The 16,209-nt window shown below is 54.4% G+C and carries 11 protein-coding genes; 3 read left to right on the top strand and 8 right to left on the bottom strand.

Annotation, left to right across the window (positions count from 1 at the left end):
- The first annotated feature begins 311 nt into the window (after positions 1-311).
- On the top strand, positions 312-1,724 hold the full coding sequence (uxaC, locus tag OGX75_RS13145; protein WP_286451102.1) for a glucuronate isomerase: 1,413 nt from the start codon (positions 312-314) through the stop codon (positions 1,722-1,724).
- Between the two features lie 14 nt (positions 1,725-1,738).
- On the top strand, positions 1,739-3,226 hold the full coding sequence (locus OGX75_RS13140; RefSeq protein ID WP_153257879.1) for a UxaA family hydrolase: 1,488 nt from the start codon (positions 1,739-1,741) through the stop codon (positions 3,224-3,226).
- Positions 3,227-3,319: 93 nt separating this feature from the next.
- Here the strand turns inward: OGX75_RS13140 and sstT are convergent, their stop codons facing one another.
- The 4 genes from sstT to OGX75_RS13120 all read right to left on the bottom strand — a co-directional run bounded on the left by sstT (position 3,320) and on the right by OGX75_RS13120 (position 7,673).
- On the bottom strand, positions 3,320-4,564 hold the full coding sequence (gene sstT / locus OGX75_RS13135; RefSeq protein ID WP_012135229.1) for a serine/threonine transporter SstT: 1,245 nt from the start codon (positions 4,562-4,564) through the stop codon (positions 3,320-3,322).
- 255 nt (positions 4,565-4,819) lie between these two features.
- The gene (locus tag OGX75_RS13130; RefSeq protein ID WP_012135228.1) at positions 4,820-5,788 is read right to left on the bottom strand and encodes a TerC family protein; all 969 of its coding nucleotides are present in this window, start codon (positions 5,786-5,788) and stop codon (positions 4,820-4,822) included.
- 325 nt (positions 5,789-6,113) lie between these two features.
- Positions 6,114-7,100 (bottom strand): Gfo/Idh/MocA family protein, encoded by a 987-nt coding sequence (locus OGX75_RS13125; RefSeq protein WP_012135227.1) that lies wholly within the window; start codon positions 7,098-7,100, stop codon positions 6,114-6,116.
- Positions 7,101-7,169: 69 nt separating this feature from the next.
- Complete coding sequence (locus OGX75_RS13120) at positions 7,170-7,673, bottom strand: M48 metallopeptidase family protein (protein WP_012135226.1); 504 nt, start codon at positions 7,671-7,673, stop codon at positions 7,170-7,172.
- An 86-nt stretch (positions 7,674-7,759) separates the two neighbouring features.
- Between OGX75_RS13120 and rlmG the strand changes: the two genes are divergently transcribed.
- A complete protein-coding gene (gene rlmG / locus OGX75_RS13115; protein ID WP_012135225.1) occupies positions 7,760-8,896 on the top strand; it encodes a 23S rRNA (guanine(1835)-N(2))-methyltransferase RlmG in 1,137 nt (378 codons plus the stop codon).
- Between the two features lie 91 nt (positions 8,897-8,987).
- Here the strand turns inward: rlmG and OGX75_RS13110 are convergent, their stop codons facing one another.
- The 4 genes from OGX75_RS13110 to OGX75_RS13095 form a co-directional block, all read right to left on the bottom strand.
- The gene (locus tag OGX75_RS13110; RefSeq protein ID WP_286449081.1) at positions 8,988-11,006 is read right to left on the bottom strand and encodes an NADPH-dependent 2,4-dienoyl-CoA reductase; all 2,019 of its coding nucleotides are present in this window, start codon (positions 11,004-11,006) and stop codon (positions 8,988-8,990) included.
- Positions 11,007-11,236: 230 nt separating this feature from the next.
- Complete coding sequence (gene ygjK, locus OGX75_RS13105) at positions 11,237-13,588, bottom strand: alpha-glucosidase (RefSeq protein ID WP_286451103.1); 2,352 nt, start codon at positions 13,586-13,588, stop codon at positions 11,237-11,239.
- Between the two features lie 16 nt (positions 13,589-13,604).
- On the bottom strand, positions 13,605-14,660 hold the full coding sequence (ygjJ, locus tag OGX75_RS13100; RefSeq protein ID WP_407056836.1) for a protein YgjJ: 1,056 nt from the start codon (positions 14,658-14,660) through the stop codon (positions 13,605-13,607).
- An 88-nt stretch (positions 14,661-14,748) separates the two neighbouring features.
- Entirely contained in the window at positions 14,749-16,182 is a 1,434-nt protein-coding gene (locus tag OGX75_RS13095) for an amino acid permease (protein ID WP_049009425.1), read from the bottom strand.
- Between the last annotated feature and the right edge of the window lie 27 nt (positions 16,183-16,209).

Here is a 16,209-nt window from a genome sequence, read left to right as displayed (position 1 = left end):
GTCTTAACCATCGATAACTTTGCATTCCGTCGGCTTATGTATCGCGACGGCCAGAAAGATAACTTGTCATACAACTTCAAAAGGTGAGTGACATCACAAATGCAGGATTCTTAGTGTGGTCATTATTTCGATTTAGAAATACCAGTAATGGCGCGGCCTGGAGCGCTGTTTACTCTTTTAGGGGTAATTTATTTGTTGGTTTTTATTGATCCAACTCACGAAAATATCTTCAGGGTCTGGAAATTGGTGTGATAACTTTGACAGCATCAAAACATAAGCAATCTGACGCACTCGTTGAGAGGAAGACGATAATGACCCCGTTTATGACTGAAGATTTTCTGCTGGATACCGAGTTTGCCCGCCGTCTGTACCATGATTACGCAAAAGATCAGCCCATCTTCGACTATCATTGCCACCTGCCGCCGCCGCAGATCGCGGAAAACTACCGTTTTAACAACCTGTATGATATCTGGCTGAAAGGCGACCACTATAAATGGCGGGCGATGCGCACCAATGGCGTTGCTGAGCGTCTGTGTACGGGCGATGCGTCCGATCGTGAGAAGTTCGACGCCTGGGCCGCCACGGTGCCGCACACGATCGGCAACCCGTTATATCACTGGACGCACCTTGAACTGCGTCGCCCATTTGGTATTACAGGTAAGCTGCTGTCGCCTGCGACGGCAGATGAGATCTGGGATCGTTGCAATGAATTGCTGGCGCAGGATGCATTCTCCGCGCGGGGAATCATGCAGCAGATGAATGTAAAAATGGTCGGCACCACCGACGATCCTGTTGATTCGCTGGAGCACCACGCCACGATCGCGAAAGACAGCGCGTTCACCGTTAAAGTGCTGCCGAGCTGGCGCCCTGATAAAGCGTTCAACATTGAGCAGGCAACCTTTGGCGATTACATGACGAAGCTGGGCGAAGCATCGGATACCGATATTCGCCGCTTCACCGATCTGCAAGCCGCGCTGACTCAGCGTCTGGATCATTTTGCCGCCCACGGCTGTAAGGTTTCTGACCACGCGCTTGACGTCGTTATGTTTGCTGAAGCCAGCGAAGCTGAACTGGACAGCATTCTGGCGCGCCGTCTGGCGGGCGAGACCCTGAGCGAGCATGAGGTCGCGCAGTTCAAAACGGCCGTACTGGTGTGGCTGGGCGCGGAATATGCGCGTCGCGGTTGGGTACAGCAGTACCACATCGGCGCGCTGCGTAATAACAACCAGCGCCAGTTCAAACTGCTGGGGCCGGATGTCGGCTTCGATTCCATCAACGATCGTCCGCTGGCGGAAGAGCTGTCAAAATTGCTGAGCAAGCAGAATGAAGAAAATCTGCTACCGAAAACTATCCTGTACTGTCTGAACCCGCGCGATAACGAAGTGCTGGGCACCATGATCGGCAACTTCCAGGGCGAAGGGATGCCGGGCAAGATGCAGTTTGGTTCCGGCTGGTGGTTCAACGATCAGAAAGACGGGATGGAGCGTCAGATGACGCAACTGGCGCAGCTTGGCCTGCTGAGCCGCTTCGTCGGTATGCTGACCGACAGCCGCAGCTTCCTGTCTTATACCCGTCACGAATATTTCCGTCGCATCCTGTGCCAGATGATAGGCCGCTGGGTTAATGCGGGCGAAGCACCGGCGGATATCCAGTTGCTGGGTGAAATGGTACGAAACATCTGCTTCAACAATGCGCGCGACTATTTCGCCATTGAACTGAACTAAGGTCTGGGGTTGATATGCAATACATCAGGATCCATACGCTGGATAACGTTGCGGTAGCGTTGGCCGATTTAACGCAGGGCGCTGAGGTCAGCGTCGATAACCATACTGTGACGTTACGCCAGGATGTCGTACGCGGTCATAAGTTTGCCTTACGCGATATTGCGCAGGGGGAGGACGTCATCAAATATGGTCTGCCTATCGGCCATACGTTGGTGGACGTCGCGGCGGGTGAGCATATTCATGCCCACAATACCCGGACTAACCTCAGCGATTTGGATGAGTACAGCTATCAACCCGATTTTCAGGCCCCTGAAGTACAACCGGCGGATCGCGATGTACAGATTTATCGCCGTGCCAACGGAGACGTCGGCGTGCGCAATGAGCTGTGGATTCTGCCGACCGTCGGCTGTGTCAACGGCATTGCGCGGCAGATCCAGAACCGTTTCCTGAAAGAGACTTTTGATGCCGAAGGAACTGACGGCGTTTTCCTCTTCAGCCACACCTACGGCTGTTCTCAGCTTGGCGACGATCACATCAATACCCGCACCATGCTGCAAAACATGGTGCGTCACCCGAATGCGGGGGCGGTGCTGGTGATTGGACTGGGTTGCGAAAACAATCAGGTGGATGCCTTTCGCGAGACGCTGGGCGAGTTCGACCCTGAACGCGTTCATTTTATGACCTGCCAACAGCAGGACGATGAAGTGGAGGCGGGCGTTGAGCATCTTCATCAGTTGTATAACGTGATGCGCCATGACAAACGCGTGCCGGGCAAACTGAGCGAACTTAAGTTTGGTCTGGAATGCGGCGGTTCAGATGGGTTGTCCGGTATTACCGCGAACCCGATGCTGGGTCGCTTCTCCGACTATGTTATCGCCAACGGCGGGACGACGGTGCTGACGGAAGTGCCGGAAATGTTCGGTGCAGAACAGCTGTTGATGAGCCATTGCCGTGATGAAGAGACGTTTGAAAAACTGGTGACAATGGTCAATGACTTCAAGCAATACTTTATCGCTCATGACCAGCCGATTTATGAGAATCCGTCGCCGGGTAACAAGGCGGGCGGGATTACGACGCTGGAAGACAAGTCTCTGGGGTGCACGCAGAAGGCGGGTTCCAGCCAGGTTGTGGATGTGCTGCGCTACGGTGAGCGCCTGAAAACGCGCGGTCTGAATCTGTTAAGCGCGCCAGGCAACGATGCGGTCGCCACCAGCGCGCTGGCGGGCGCGGGTTGCCACATGGTGCTGTTCAGTACCGGCCGCGGTACGCCATATGGCGGGTTTGTCCCGACGGTGAAGATCGCCACCAACAGCGAACTGGCGGCGAAGAAGAAGCACTGGATCGATTTTGACGCCGGGCAGTTGATTCACGGTAAGGCGATGCCGCAGTTGTTGAATGAATTTGTGGATACGATTGTGGCGTTTGCCAACGGCAAGCAGACCTGCAATGAGCGCAATGATTTCCGCGAGCTGGCGATTTTCAAAAGCGGCGTAACGCTGTAAAAAAATGCCGGATGGCGACGTAAACGTCTTATCCGGCCTACGTGTGGGGCGTTGTAGGCCTGATAAGCGTAGCGCCATCAGGCTTGTGGTTATTTAGCTACGCAGCGCGCTTTTCGCTAAACGCGCGTCTTCCGCCTGACATACCGCGGCGGTAAACATAACGTCGGTAGAGGAGTTGATTGCGGTCTCGCAGGAGTCCTGCAACACGCCGATAATGAAGCCAACCGCAACCACCTGCATGGCGATTTCGTTCGGAATACCGAACATGTTGCACGCCAGCGGGATCAGCAGCAGTGAACCGCCCGCCACGCCGGAAGCGCCGCATGCGCACAGCGATGCCACCACGCTTAGCAGCAGCGCCGTCGGCAGATCAACCGGAATACCCAGCGTATACACCGCCGCCAGCGTCAGCACGGTAATCGTGATTGCCGCACCGGCCATATTGACGGTTGCTCCCAGCGGGATGGAAACAGAATAGGTATCTCTGTCCAGATTCAGTTTTTCGCACAGCGACATATTCACCGGAATATTTGCAGCAGAGCTACGGGTAAAGAAGGCGGTCACGCCGCTTTCACGCAGGCAGGTGAGAACCAGCGGATACGGGTTGCGGCGGATCTGTAAAAAGACCAGCAGCGGGTTGATGACCAGCGCCACAATCGCCATACAGCCAATCAGCACCAGTAACAGTTGCGCATAGCCCCACAGCGCTGAGAAGCCCGTAGTGGCGAGCGTTGAGGCGACCAGGCCAAAGATACCGATCGGCGCGAAGCGAATCACCAGTTTCACAATAAAGGTGACGGCGTCGGACAGATCGTTCACCAGATTTTTGGTGGTTTGATTACTGTGGCGCAGCGCAAAGCCCAGGCCGATAGCCCACACCAGAATACCGATGTAGTTGGCGTTGATCAGCGCATGGATCGGGTTCGCAACGATGCTCATCAGCAGCCCGTGTATCACCTGGACAATGCCGCTCGGCGGCGTGATATCCGTGGCGCCAGTCGTCAGTTGCAGCGTGGACGGAAAGAGGAAGCTCACCACAACCGCCGTCAGCGCGGCTGAAAATGTGCCGAGCAGATACATCCACAAAATCGGGCGAATATTGGTTTTCTGACCGTGTTGATGGTTGGCGATAGACGCCATCACCAGCGTCAGTACCAGAACCGGCGCGACAGCTTTCAGCGCACCAACGAACAGGGTGCCCAGCAGACCCGTTGCCTCTGCGGCAGGTTTTGAAACTAAAGCCAGTAAAATTCCCAGTATAAGCCCAATTAAAATTTGTTTAACCAGGCTCCCTTGAACCAAACGCTGGAGTAGCCCCGATGAACGTTGCGTAGTCATTTCATGATCCTTTCAGTGTGATGTTGTTCATCCTTTGCACGCTCTGTTGGCGTATCTTTACAGGATGTAACAAAGTGTTTGCCTGAGTGAGTATAAGGAAAGATGGGGATTGGGAAAGCGTAAAATGCTGGAATTTACGTACTACGTCATATTTTTTAACTAAACATTTACATGTTATCGGGTAGTGCTGCGTGTACTCAACCCACGACCGTGGTTTTTGTAAGCCCGGCAGACATAGCGCTACCGGGCAGGATCTTACTGTAGCTGCTGCTTTTTATCGTTCTGGCGATTTACCCACGCGTTAACAATCAGCGTGATCACCAGAATACTGAACACCACGCCCAGCGAGATGGCGATCGGAATATGGTAGAAATCGACGATCAGCATCTTAATACCGATAAAGACCAGAATGACGGCCAGACCATATTTGAGCATCGAGAAACGCTCCGCTACCCCTGCCAGCAGGAAGTACATGGCGCGCAGACCCAGGATCGCAAACAGGTTGGAGGTCAGGACGATGAACGGGTCGGTCGTCACGGCAAAGATGGCCGGAATGCTATCGACGGCGAAAATCACATCGCTCAGTTCCACCAGAATCAGGACCAGCATCAGCGGTGTCACGAACAGCAAGCCATTCTTACGCACAAAGAAATGCTCGTTTTCGATGGTGTCGGTCATGCGAAGGTGGCTACGCAGCCAGCGAACCAGCGGTTTGTCGCCGATGCCGGATTCGTCCTCTTTCACCAGCGCCATCTTCACGCCCGTAAACAGCAGGAAAGCGCCGAACAGGTACAGTATCCAGTCGAACTGGGCGATCAGCCAGCTACCGGCGAAAATCATAATCGTACGCAGAACAATGGCGCCAAGTACGCCATACACCAGAACCCGGCGTTGCAGGGCAGGCGGAACAGAGAAGTAGCTGAACAGCATCAGCCAGACAAAGACGTTATCAACGGCCAGCGATTTTTCGATCAGATAACCGGTGAGAAACGCCAGCGCCTGCGGATCGGCCACCGCCCGACCCTGGGTCTCCGCCAGATACCACCAGAAGGCGGCGTTGAACAGCAATGAAAGTGTCACCCAGACCAGAGACCAGGCCGCCGCCTGCTTCATGGACATCGTATGTACGCCACGACGCCCCTGCAACAGAAGGTCGATAGCCAGCATAATCACCACAACGACAGCGAATCCGCCCCATAACAACGGTGTGCCGACAGTATTCATAGAATTTCCTTACACATAAAAAAAGCGGCCAACGTCGAAAGACGTCAGCCGCTGCTTTTTATATGCATAGACCTCGCCTTCCGGCAAGGTCTCACTTACAACAAGAAAGTGATATGTACTCACTCCACGGGTGATGGCGAATCGGCTTCGTCATCAATCAAAGACATGAAGGCACATCACTTTCTTATTGCCCGGCGACCGGATGTGGTTTTTCACACATCGTAATGACGATCGACCGACAATGAAGTTACTCCCCTTTGCACGTAACAAAATATGACAGGCCATACGATCAGTCAATGGCCTGTTACATCTGTTTTACATTGTTTTACGCTGTGGCGTCATCAGCGGGGAAGACGACGCCCGTCTGCCGACGAATCTCCGTGAGCAGTTTGGCCGTGATACGGCTGACGGTCAGCTCGGGATGGTTCACCTCGTTGGTCTCGACCAGGTGTGCAAAGCGTTCCGCCTCATACAGCATCGTATTGATATGCTGAGGAACGGATAAATCCTGCGTTTTTCCGCCGCGCGGAATGAAGCACACTTTCTGACATTCCGAAATTTTCTCGATGACCAGAGAACCGGCTTCGCCCTGGATTTCGCTGGGCAGTACGGAATCACTCACTTTGGAATGCTGTAGGGTGACGCTGAAGTCGCCGTAATCCAGTACCGCCACGCCATGCGCATCGACACCGCTTTCCAGCAGACTGGCGGACGCCTGAACGTTTTGCGGTTCTCCCCAGAGCGCAACCGCTGACGCCAGACAGTAAAAACCGATATCCATAATGGAGCCATTCGAGAAGGCCGGATTAAAGGTATTGGGGTTTTCGCCGTCCAGATAGCGCTGGTAGCGCGAAGAATACTGGCAGTAGTTGATAAGGGCTTTGCGCATTCTTCCTGCTTTCGGCAGCGACTGCTGTAGCAACTGGAAATTAGGCAGGCTGGCGGTTTTAAAGGCTTCGAACAGGACGACCTGATTTTCACGCGCGCACGCGATGGCGGCGTCGACTTCGGCCAGATTCGAGGCCAGCGGCTTCTCGCAGATCACATGCTTTTTGTGGCTTAAAAAGAGCTGAGTCTGGGGGAAATGCAGCGAGTTCGGGCTGGCGATATACACCGCATCAATGGCGTCGCTTTGCGCCATTGCTTCAAGCGAAGTGAATAAATGCTCGACGGGATAATCATTGGCGAAGGTTTGCGCCTGTTCGAGGCGACGGGAATAGACTGCGGTTAACTTATATTTGCCGGTTTCATGGGCGGCATCGACAAACTGGCGGGTGATCCAGTTTGTGCCAATAACAGCGAAACGTATCATAAACGCCTTCAGGCTCCATAAAGGGATTCTTTCGTCAATTTAGCATGCCTTTATGACAAAGCCAGTGCGCTACTGCTCAGATTGCTTTAACGAAAGATGCGTTAACCACAGGCGGGTATCAAACTCAAGCTGGTGGTACTGCGGCTCCATATGACAGCACAGTTGATAAAACGCTTTGTTGTGCTCTTTCTCTTTCAGATGCGCCAGTTCGTGAACCACGATCATTCGCAGAAAAGGTTCCGGCGCATTGCGAAACACGGTAGCGACGCGGATCTCGGCTTTCGCCTTCAGCTTGCCACCCTGTACGCGTGAAACGGCGGTATGCAGCCCCAGCGCATTTTTCAGCACATGGATCTTGTTGTCATACATCACTTTGTTGATCGGCGGGGCGTTACGCAGAAACTGGCTTTTCAGATCCTGGGTATACTGCCAGAGCGCTTTATCGGTCGCAAAATCATGCGTTCCCGGGTAGCGTTTTTCCAGCACTGCGCCCAGACGCTGTTCAGCAATGAGCGTGCGTACCTGAGACAGTAAATTCTCCGGGTAGCCGTGGAGATAAGTAAGTTGACCCATCAAAGCCCCAAATTAAATCTAAAAAAAGAGTATACTCACGCACCCTTTCAGGGATAACAGCGAAATTTTACCATTCAGGAGGGCCGATGAGCCACGTAGACAACGGTTTCCGTTCACTGACACTGAAACGTTTCCCGGAAACGGATGACGTTAACCCGCTTCAGGCGTGGGAAGCGGCGGATGAATATCTGCTGCAACAGTTAGACGACACGGAAATCAGCGGCCCGCTGCTGATCCTGAATGATGCCTTTGGCGCATTAAGCTGCGCGCTGGCTGAGCATACACCATACAGCATCGGCGACTCGTATTTAAGCGAGCTGGCGACGCGCGAAAATTTACGCCACAACGATATCGCCGAATCCAGCGTGAAGTTTCTCGACAGCACTGCCGCGTACCCGCCGGCGCCGGGCGTCGTGTTGATTAAGGTGCCGAAAACGCTGGCGCTGCTGGAGCAACAGTTGCGCGCGTTGCGCCAGGTCGTGACTCCGCAGACCCGTATTATTGCGGGAGCAAAGGCGCGTGACATTCATACCTCCACGCTGGAACTGTTCGAAAAAGTGCTCGGCCCCACGACCACGACGCTGGCCTGGAAAAAGGCGCGCCTGATCAACTGTACCTTTAGTAAGCCTGAACTGGCGGATGCGCCGCAGACGCTGAGCTGGAAACTGGACGGCACCGACTGGACTATCCACAATCATGCGAACGTTTTCTCGCGTACCGGCCTGGATATCGGCGCGCGCTTCTTTATGCAGCATTTACCGGAAAATCTGGAAGGGGAGATCGTCGATCTCGGCTGCGGTAATGGCGTGATTGGCCTGACGCTACTGGCGAAGAACCCTCAGGCGAGCGTCGTGTTTGTCGATGAATCGCCGATGGCGGTCGCGTCCAGCCGTTTGAATGTGGAAACCAATATGCCGGAAGCGTTGGATCGCTGCGAGTTTATGATTAACAACGCCTTGTCCGGCGTGGAACCTTTCCGCTTTAACGCCGTGCTGTGCAACCCGCCGTTCCATCAGAAACATGCGCTGACGGATAACGTTGCCTGGGAGATGTTCCACCATGCGCGCCGTTGCCTGAAGATCAACGGCGAGCTGTACATTGTGGCGAACCGTCACCTGGATTATTTCCACAAGCTGAAGAAGATTTTCGGTAACTGCACCACCATCGCCACCAATAACAAATTCGTGGTGTTGAAAGCGGTCAAAACCGGTCGCCGCCGCTAATAGCGTGTGCCGGATGACGGCTAACGCCTTATCCGGCCTACAACGTGCTACCCCGTAGGCCTGATAAGCGTAGCGCCATCAGGCAATGCCCTTAAATCGCCAGCGCTAATTTTGTTCCCTGCGCAATTGCCCGCCGCGCATCCAGCTCCATCGCCACGTCGCATCCGCCAATCAGGTGTACCGTTTTCCCTGACGCGCGCAGCGGCTCCGCCAGTTCGCGCCGTGGCTCCTGCCCCGCGCAGATCACGACATGATCGACGTTCAGAAGCTGCGGTTCGCCGTTGATCAATACGTGCAATCCGTCATCGTCGATCTTCTGATAACTGACCGCCGGGATCATTTTTACGCCGCGGGACAACAGCGTTGCGCGATGGACCCAGCCGGTGGTTTTTCCCAGCCCCTGACCGGGTTTACTGGCTTTACGCTGTAGCATCACAATCTGACGTGGGCTGCGAGACAGATGCGGCCCTTCCGGGCGTAACCCGCCGGGCTGTTGCAGGCTGGTGTCGATCCCCCATTCCACGCAGAACTCGGCAATGCTCAGGCTGCTGGGATCGCCTGGCTGGCTGAGGTACATCGCGGTATCAAAACCAATCCCGCCGCAGCCGATAATCGCGACACGTTTCCCGACGGGAGTTTTATCGCGCAGCACCTCAAGATAGGTCAGCACTTTCGGGTGATCGATGCCCTCGATCGACGGTTTACGCGGCTCGATCCCGCAAGCGAGGATCGCTTCATCAAACGGTTGCAGATCGTCTGCGGTGACAAACCGGTTGAGCTTCAGCGTCACGCCGGTCACTTCGATCATCCGACGGTAATAGCGCAGCGTTTCATAAAATTCTTCTTTGCCGGGGATCTGTTTAGCGATGTTGAACTGCCCGCCGATCTCGGCCAGGGCATCAAACAGCGTAACGTCGTGCCCGCGCGCTGCCGCGTTAATGGCAAATGCGAGACCCGCCGGGCCTGCGCCGACGACGGCCAGGCTTTTCTTATGTTCAGCCGGAACTATCGGCATTTTGGTTTCGTGACAGGCGCGTGGATTCACCAGGCAAGAGGTGACTTTACCCACGAAGATCTGATCCAGACAGGCCTGGTTGCAGCCGATACAGGTGTTGATCTCATCCGCCCGCCCTGATTGCGCTTTCGACAGCAGCTCGGCATCCGCCAGGAACGGGCGCGCCATCGACACCATATCCGCATCGCCGCGCGCCAGAATATCGTCTGCTACTTGCGGATCGTTGATCCGGTTGGTCGTGACCAGCGGAACGGTGACGTGGCCTTTCAGTTTGCGCGTTACCCAGCTAAAGGCGCCGCGCGGAACCGGCGTGGCGATCGTCGGGATACGCGCTTCGTGCCAGCCAATACCGGTGTTGATGAGCGTCGCGCCAGCCGCTTCAATGGCCTGCGCCAGCTGTACGGTTTCGTCGAACGTCCCGCCGTTTTCCACCAGGTCGAGCATCGACAGGCGGTAGATAATGATAAAATCGCTGCCCACGCGCTGGCGTACCGCCCGTACCACTTCCACCGCGAAGCGCATACGCCTGGCGTAATCGCCGCCCCATTCATCGTCGCGCTGGTTCGTGCGCACGGTAAGAAATTCATTGATCAGATAGCCTTCCGAACCCATCACCTCGACGCCGTCGTAACCCGCTTCCCGCGCCAGCTGGGCGCAGTGGGCGAAATCGTCAATCAGTTGCAGGATTTCATCGTGCGTGAGTTCGTGCGGCGTAAAACGGTTGATGGGCGCCTGGATCGCCGAAGGGGCGACCAGATGCGGCTGATAGCTATAGCGTCCGGTATGCAGGATCTGCAACGCAATTTTCCCGCCTTCCTCATGAACGGCGTCCGTGATCACGCGGTGGTGCGGCAGCTGACTGGCATCATTTAATGTAGCGCCGCCTTCCATTCCCACCCCGGACAGTGCGGGGGCAATCCCCCCGGTGACGATCAGCGCGACGCCATGCCGCGCACGTTCGGCGTAGAAAGCCGCCAGCCGTTCGGCGCCATCGGGGTATTCCTCCAGCCCGGTATGCATCGAACCCATTAGCACACGGTTTTTAAGCCGGGTAAAGCCCAGATCGAGCGGGGCGAAAAGCGACGGATAGCTCATAAGTGTGTCCAGTATGTAAAATTATTGTTATGTGGTCGGATGAGTTAATAATTTAGCCGTCGCGGCGTAAAAGGGAAAAGGGGAATGCGATGATTGTGATGGGATTCAAAAAAGGAGCGGGGGCAGAGAACGAATTTGCCGGATGGCGACGCTGGCGCGTCTTATCCGGCCTACGGATCGGATTCCTGTAGGCCGGATAAGCGTAGCGCCATCCGGCATTGCATTTCGGATTACAGTTTCCTGAAGAAGTCGTTATACAGCATATACAGGTGCGCGGCGCTCCAGGAGAAGTTCGGCGCGCCCTGCTGTGCGCCGGTCAACGGGTTGTAGTTTTCCTGAATCGGCCCGTCGGCGGTCAGTCCTTTCGCATGCCTGAAGAAAGTATCCGCCAGCTTCAGCGCATCATCACGATAGCCGTAACGCGCCATGCCTTTTAATCCGAACCAGAACTGATCCACCCACACGCGTCCACGCCAGTAAATATCCGCGCCGAACGCCGGATTGGTCAGCGCGGCGGTGCCGAGCGGTACGAAAGTGTTGAACTCTTTCGGGTCAAGCATCACCTTCACAACCGCATCGGCGTGAGCCTGCATCGCAGCGCCGTTAAACAACGGCGACCAGCCTTCCGGCCCCTTGCCACGCTCAACGATCGGTTTCCCCGCACAGCCGTTTGCCAGCGGCTTTTCTTCAATCCGCAGATCATAGAAGAAGTGTGTTGTCGGATCGAACATGCAGGTGTTGATGTAATCCGCGAGCTTCTGCGCCAACTGGCGATAGTGCTGCGCCTCGTTCGGCTTATTGAGGAGGGTCGCCATTTCCGCCAGATAGTGGTTGTCGCTGTACATGTAGCTCGCCTGATCGACTGACTCCTGTCGCAGCGAATAGCCCAGCAGCATGCCGTCCTGGCGACGGTTTTCCGCAAATTTCACCGTCCAGTCGCTGCGTTTGCCGCCGTTTGCGACATATTTATCCAACTGCGCTTTATCAATAAAACCGAACACTGCGGCGTCATCACGCCCGGACTCCCAGGAGGCGGCGACCTGCGCCGGAATTTCCAGGCTGTCGTACTGGCCTTCGCTGATGATGCGGGCATAGTTTCTCAGCCCGGATAACGTCTCTTCCTTGTCGCCCTGTTTTACCGTAAACAGCATTTCGCCGGTGTCGGTATTGTGGGCTTTGTCGCGGGTTGCGCCATATTCCGGGACGCCATTGCCGTTGTGATCGCGGTTACGCAGCCACCAGTCATGGTATGCCACCAGTTTCGGGTACATCTCTTCAAGCCAGGCTTTGTCTTTGGTGACGTTGTAGACCTCCATCACTGACCATGCCGCGAGGCTTGGTTTGGTGTTGCGCTCGTTCCAGTTGCCGCCATCGCCGCCGCGTTCCGGGCTGAGATTCCAGGCGATCAGGTCGGGAACGAAGCCCGCATCCTGTGGGCGAAGCGGATCGTCGGGTTGAATCTGCCAGGAGAAGACGGCGCGAATATTCTCTTTGGCGATTTCCGGGTTGAAATGCGCCATCGCAAAGGCCTGCTTCCAGGTGTCCCACGGCCAGGTCTGATTACCGGAAAACCAGCGGCCAGTGACCGATGGCGTCACGGTATGGTGTTTGATCGCGCCGCCTGGCGAGCGCCAGTTGCCGTTCAGCGTTTCAATGGCTTTAACCGCAACCCGCGTCTGTTCTGGCGTGGCGTCCGGGTTGGTTAAGCCTTTTTGCAGATAGCCCTCCCAGCGTTTTTGTGATGCGTTGAGATAGTCAGTCGGGCGAGCCAGAATGTCGCGGATCTGCGCCTGCTCGTTATCCACTTCCTGCGCGGTGAGCAGATGCGACCAGGTAGTATAAAACGTGGTGGAACCGTTGATGTGCGCCTTGCTGGTAAAGCGGTGGCCGTCGACCTTCGTGTCTGTTGGCAGGGATTTATGTATCTGATATTCAGATTCGCCGGAAGTGAGCAGATCCCAGGTGGAACGCACTTTGCCGAAGGTGACTTTCAGACCATCACGGGTGGCGATGATTTTTCGCTGATAGCCCGGGTATTCTCCATCAATGGTTTTATCGGAGATCGCTTTTCCCTCTTTCGCTTCCAGTTTTTCCAGTAACTCGCCGTCCCACACCAGATCCAGCGGCGTCTTGCTGGTGATTTTCGTTTCCAGCAGGGCCGTGCGCGAACTGGCGAAGCGCAGCGTCATCTCAACCTGCACGTCCTTTGAGGATAATTTTTGGATCAGCGCGCCGGGAATGCTGTAAGCCTCAAGCGCAAAGTCAACCTGTTGGCCGTTTTGATACACCGACAGACGGTCAAAATGGGTGGCCATAAAGTTGATGTACTCTTCCGTCAGCAGTGCGACGCCGGGAAAGCCGCCCATCGTGGCCTTGCTGTCTGGCAGCAGGTATCCGAGCCACGCGCCGAGATCGAAAAACGGATTAAAACGCTGGTGATCATCGTAATCGTAATCATGCATATAGCCCGGCGCGCCGGTGCGGTTAATGACATTTTTATAATCGTCCGCAGTGGCGGCATGTGCGGAGAGGCTTATCAGTAAAGCGCAGGTCAGCGGCGTCAGGGTCGTCGTGATTTTCATGGTGTTCATGTCCTTATTACCAGTAGAAATATTGCATCAGGAAAATCTGGTCGCTGGGATCGCCAGATGCGTTTTGCATATAGAACCGGCTGTCGAAGGCGGTGGCGAAACGTCCGCCGCCGTATTCGTACCAGACGCCAAACTGCATAAAAGAGGTGGTTTCGTCTGCGGCATGGTCTGGCCGGTGCCTGGCATAGCTGTAGGCGGTAGAGAGATAAACGCCTTTTAGCGCTTCGTACATGGCGCTGACCATAAAGCCGGTTTCGCTGCCCGGCACGTCCAGACCGTCGGCGCGACCAGTGTGGTGCCAGGCGCGGGCGGCCAGGTTGGGAGAGAGAACGCCGGTCAGAAACAGTTGCCCGGTGCCGTCGGTAACTTCCAGGCCGTTCATCCAGGTGACGCCTTCGACAAGATCGTACTGGATATAACCGTTGATCATCGCCGGATAGGTGTATTTATCGTCATAGCGATCGTATTTGCCGAAATGGAGCCAGGCTTTCCCCTCATCGTGATGCCCGGCTGGCGTGGCGGTGACGCTATAACGGAAGGCGCCGCTCAGATTCTGCACCTTAATCGCGGTCATGATGTCACGGGTATTGGGGATGACGTAGCCCAGATCCGGCGTAAAATCGCCCCACCATTGCAGGTCATCCAGCGAGGAATCCTGACGCAGGCTCAGCATCAGTTCCGTGCCGTCATCAGTACGATAACCGCCATAAAAACGGTTGATACCGCCTTCGAACCCGCCCCAGCTATGATCGGGAACCCAGGCGTTACCCTGATGGTCGGCCTGCACCGTCCAACCTTCGCCGTAAATCAGGCCAAACCATGAGCCGTATTTCATCTCCAGGCCGCCTTCAATATAAGTGCCGTCACTGTATTTATGTTTATCCTGTCCCTCTAAATCCATATATCCCCCCAGCCCCATCTCGCCGTAAAAACGAAAGGAGGGAGAGGTGACGGCTGGCGTTTTTGTGTCGTCATGTTCTGCCGGATGAACGTCTTCCGCAGCCAGGGGAAAAACACAGAGGAAGGGCAGGGCAATCATTGCCCTGCGAATATTTTTCATCATTTTCATGCTTCTGTCCTAAGCCAAAATAAATATTTTTTATTGTTATAGCCAATGTGAAAATGGTTCTTATAGTTATAAAATAAATCTGTTAATTAATGTTTGATGCGGGTGCGGCTTCAATATCCTGTTCTTCTTTTGTGAGTCCTTTAATGTATCGGCTGTATTTCCACCAGGCGAATCCGAGGAAAATAACAATACCGCCCACGTTATAGAAAACAATGGTCATAATATTGCCGCCGGTTGGGAAAGTGGAGGCAATAAATCCGATGGTAAATATAACAATTAACATCGACACGACGATAATACCGGTTCTTTGCGATCCCATACGGAAGTCTCGCGGTAAGTGCTCCAGTTTTGCCCGCAGATTCAGGTAGGCCAGCATAATAAACAGTGGAGGCAGCATGGAGGCCGCTGCGGTCATATTAATGATGGTGTTCATTAATTCCTGAACGGTATTCGAGCCGAGCATCGGGATAATCATCAACGGAATGACAATCAGGAACTGAATCCAGGCGGCGCGAGCGGGGACGCCGTTTTCATTCAGTTCGACGGTTTTTTTGCCAAAAATCCCTGCGGGAATTTCGGAGAAGAAAATTTTAACCGGCGTTGCAGTCCACATCAGCAGAGAGCCGAACATCGCAGTAAAAGAAACCAGACCGACAAAGCGGTTTATCAACAGTTCGGGCAGACCAAACCAGGCTGCCAGACCGTGGAAGACCTGTACTGAACCGCCGGTAAATTTCAGCTCTTTACTGCTCACGAATACGTTGATCAGTACCGACGAGATAGAATAAAGCACGCCGATGAAAATCCCGGCCAGGATGATCACTTTTACAAATGATTTTGATCCGCCTTTTACGTCGTTAACATACACCGCAACGGATTCCGCGCCGCCTGCGGCCATAAAGATCCAGGTCGTAATACCGAGGAACGCCCAGTTAACGTTCGGGATCATCGCCTCCACGGTGATCGGATCGGCAGGCTGAACGCCGCCCACCAGCGCCGTACCGGCCAGTAAAATATAGGAAAGCGTCAACAGGAGCATCAGCGTGGAGGTGACGGAGGTGATTGGCCCCAGCATTTTCGCCCCGTTGGTGGAAACCCAGGTTGAGAAGGCGAACAGCACCATACTCAATACGGTTGTTGCGACCGGCGTCAGAATATATTCGTAGCCCAGGAACGCATAAGAGGCATAGGCAATTACGCGCGGGAGCAGCGAGGTGAAAAAGAACAAATTAACGAACCAATAGGTGTAGGCGGTAATAAATGCCCAGCGTCCGCCGAGGGAGCTTTTTACCCAAGCATAAACGCCAGCTTCAGAGTTTTTATTTAATGAAACGAATTCTGCAATAATTAAACAGAAGGGGATAAAGTAGAAAATCGTTGCCAGGAAAAACATCGGCGCCGATGCCAGCCCCAGCTCAATATTATTATTGATAACGTTATTAAAACTGTAAACGGCGGCAAAGGTAAGCGAGAGTAAGCCGAACTTGCCGATTGTATTACGTTTGGTATCAGACATAACACATCTCCGATTCCTGATTTTTGT

This window comes from Citrobacter sp. CK199 (genome assembly GCF_030333285.1).
Lineage (GTDB): Bacteria > Pseudomonadota > Gammaproteobacteria > Enterobacterales > Enterobacteriaceae > Citrobacter_B > Citrobacter_B koseri.
Note: the sequence above shows the minus strand (reverse complement) of the source record. Positions and strands in the feature narration are given on the sequence as shown.

Excerpts from the sequence above, each read along its gene's own strand:
- ygjJ (WP_407056836.1), bottom strand. The coding sequence starts at position 14,660 with ATGATGAAAAATATTCGCAGGGCAATGATTGCCCTGCCCTTCCTCTGT.
- sstT (WP_012135229.1), bottom strand. The coding sequence starts at position 4,564 with ATGACTACGCAACGTTCATCGGGGCTACTCCAGCGTTTGGTTCAAGGG.
- OGX75_RS13130 (WP_012135228.1), bottom strand. The coding sequence starts at position 5,788 with ATGAATACTGTCGGCACACCGTTGTTATGGGGCGGATTCGCTGTCGTT.
- OGX75_RS13140 (WP_153257879.1), top strand. The coding sequence starts at position 1,739 with ATGCAATACATCAGGATCCATACGCTGGATAACGTTGCGGTAGCGTTG.
- OGX75_RS13095 (WP_049009425.1), bottom strand. The coding sequence starts at position 16,182 with ATGTCTGATACCAAACGTAATACAATCGGCAAGTTCGGCTTACTCTCG.
- OGX75_RS13125 (WP_012135227.1), bottom strand. The coding sequence starts at position 7,100 with ATGATACGTTTCGCTGTTATTGGCACAAACTGGATCACCCGCCAGTTT.
- rlmG (WP_012135225.1), top strand. The coding sequence starts at position 7,760 with ATGAGCCACGTAGACAACGGTTTCCGTTCACTGACACTGAAACGTTTC.
- OGX75_RS13110 (WP_286449081.1), bottom strand. The coding sequence starts at position 11,006 with ATGAGCTATCCGTCGCTTTTCGCCCCGCTCGATCTGGGCTTTACCCGG.
- ygjK (WP_286451103.1), bottom strand. The coding sequence starts at position 13,588 with ATGAAAATCACGACGACCCTGACGCCGCTGACCTGCGCTTTACTGATA.
- uxaC (WP_286451102.1), top strand. The coding sequence starts at position 312 with ATGACCCCGTTTATGACTGAAGATTTTCTGCTGGATACCGAGTTTGCC.
- OGX75_RS13120 (WP_012135226.1), bottom strand. The coding sequence starts at position 7,673 with ATGGGTCAACTTACTTATCTCCACGGCTACCCGGAGAATTTACTGTCT.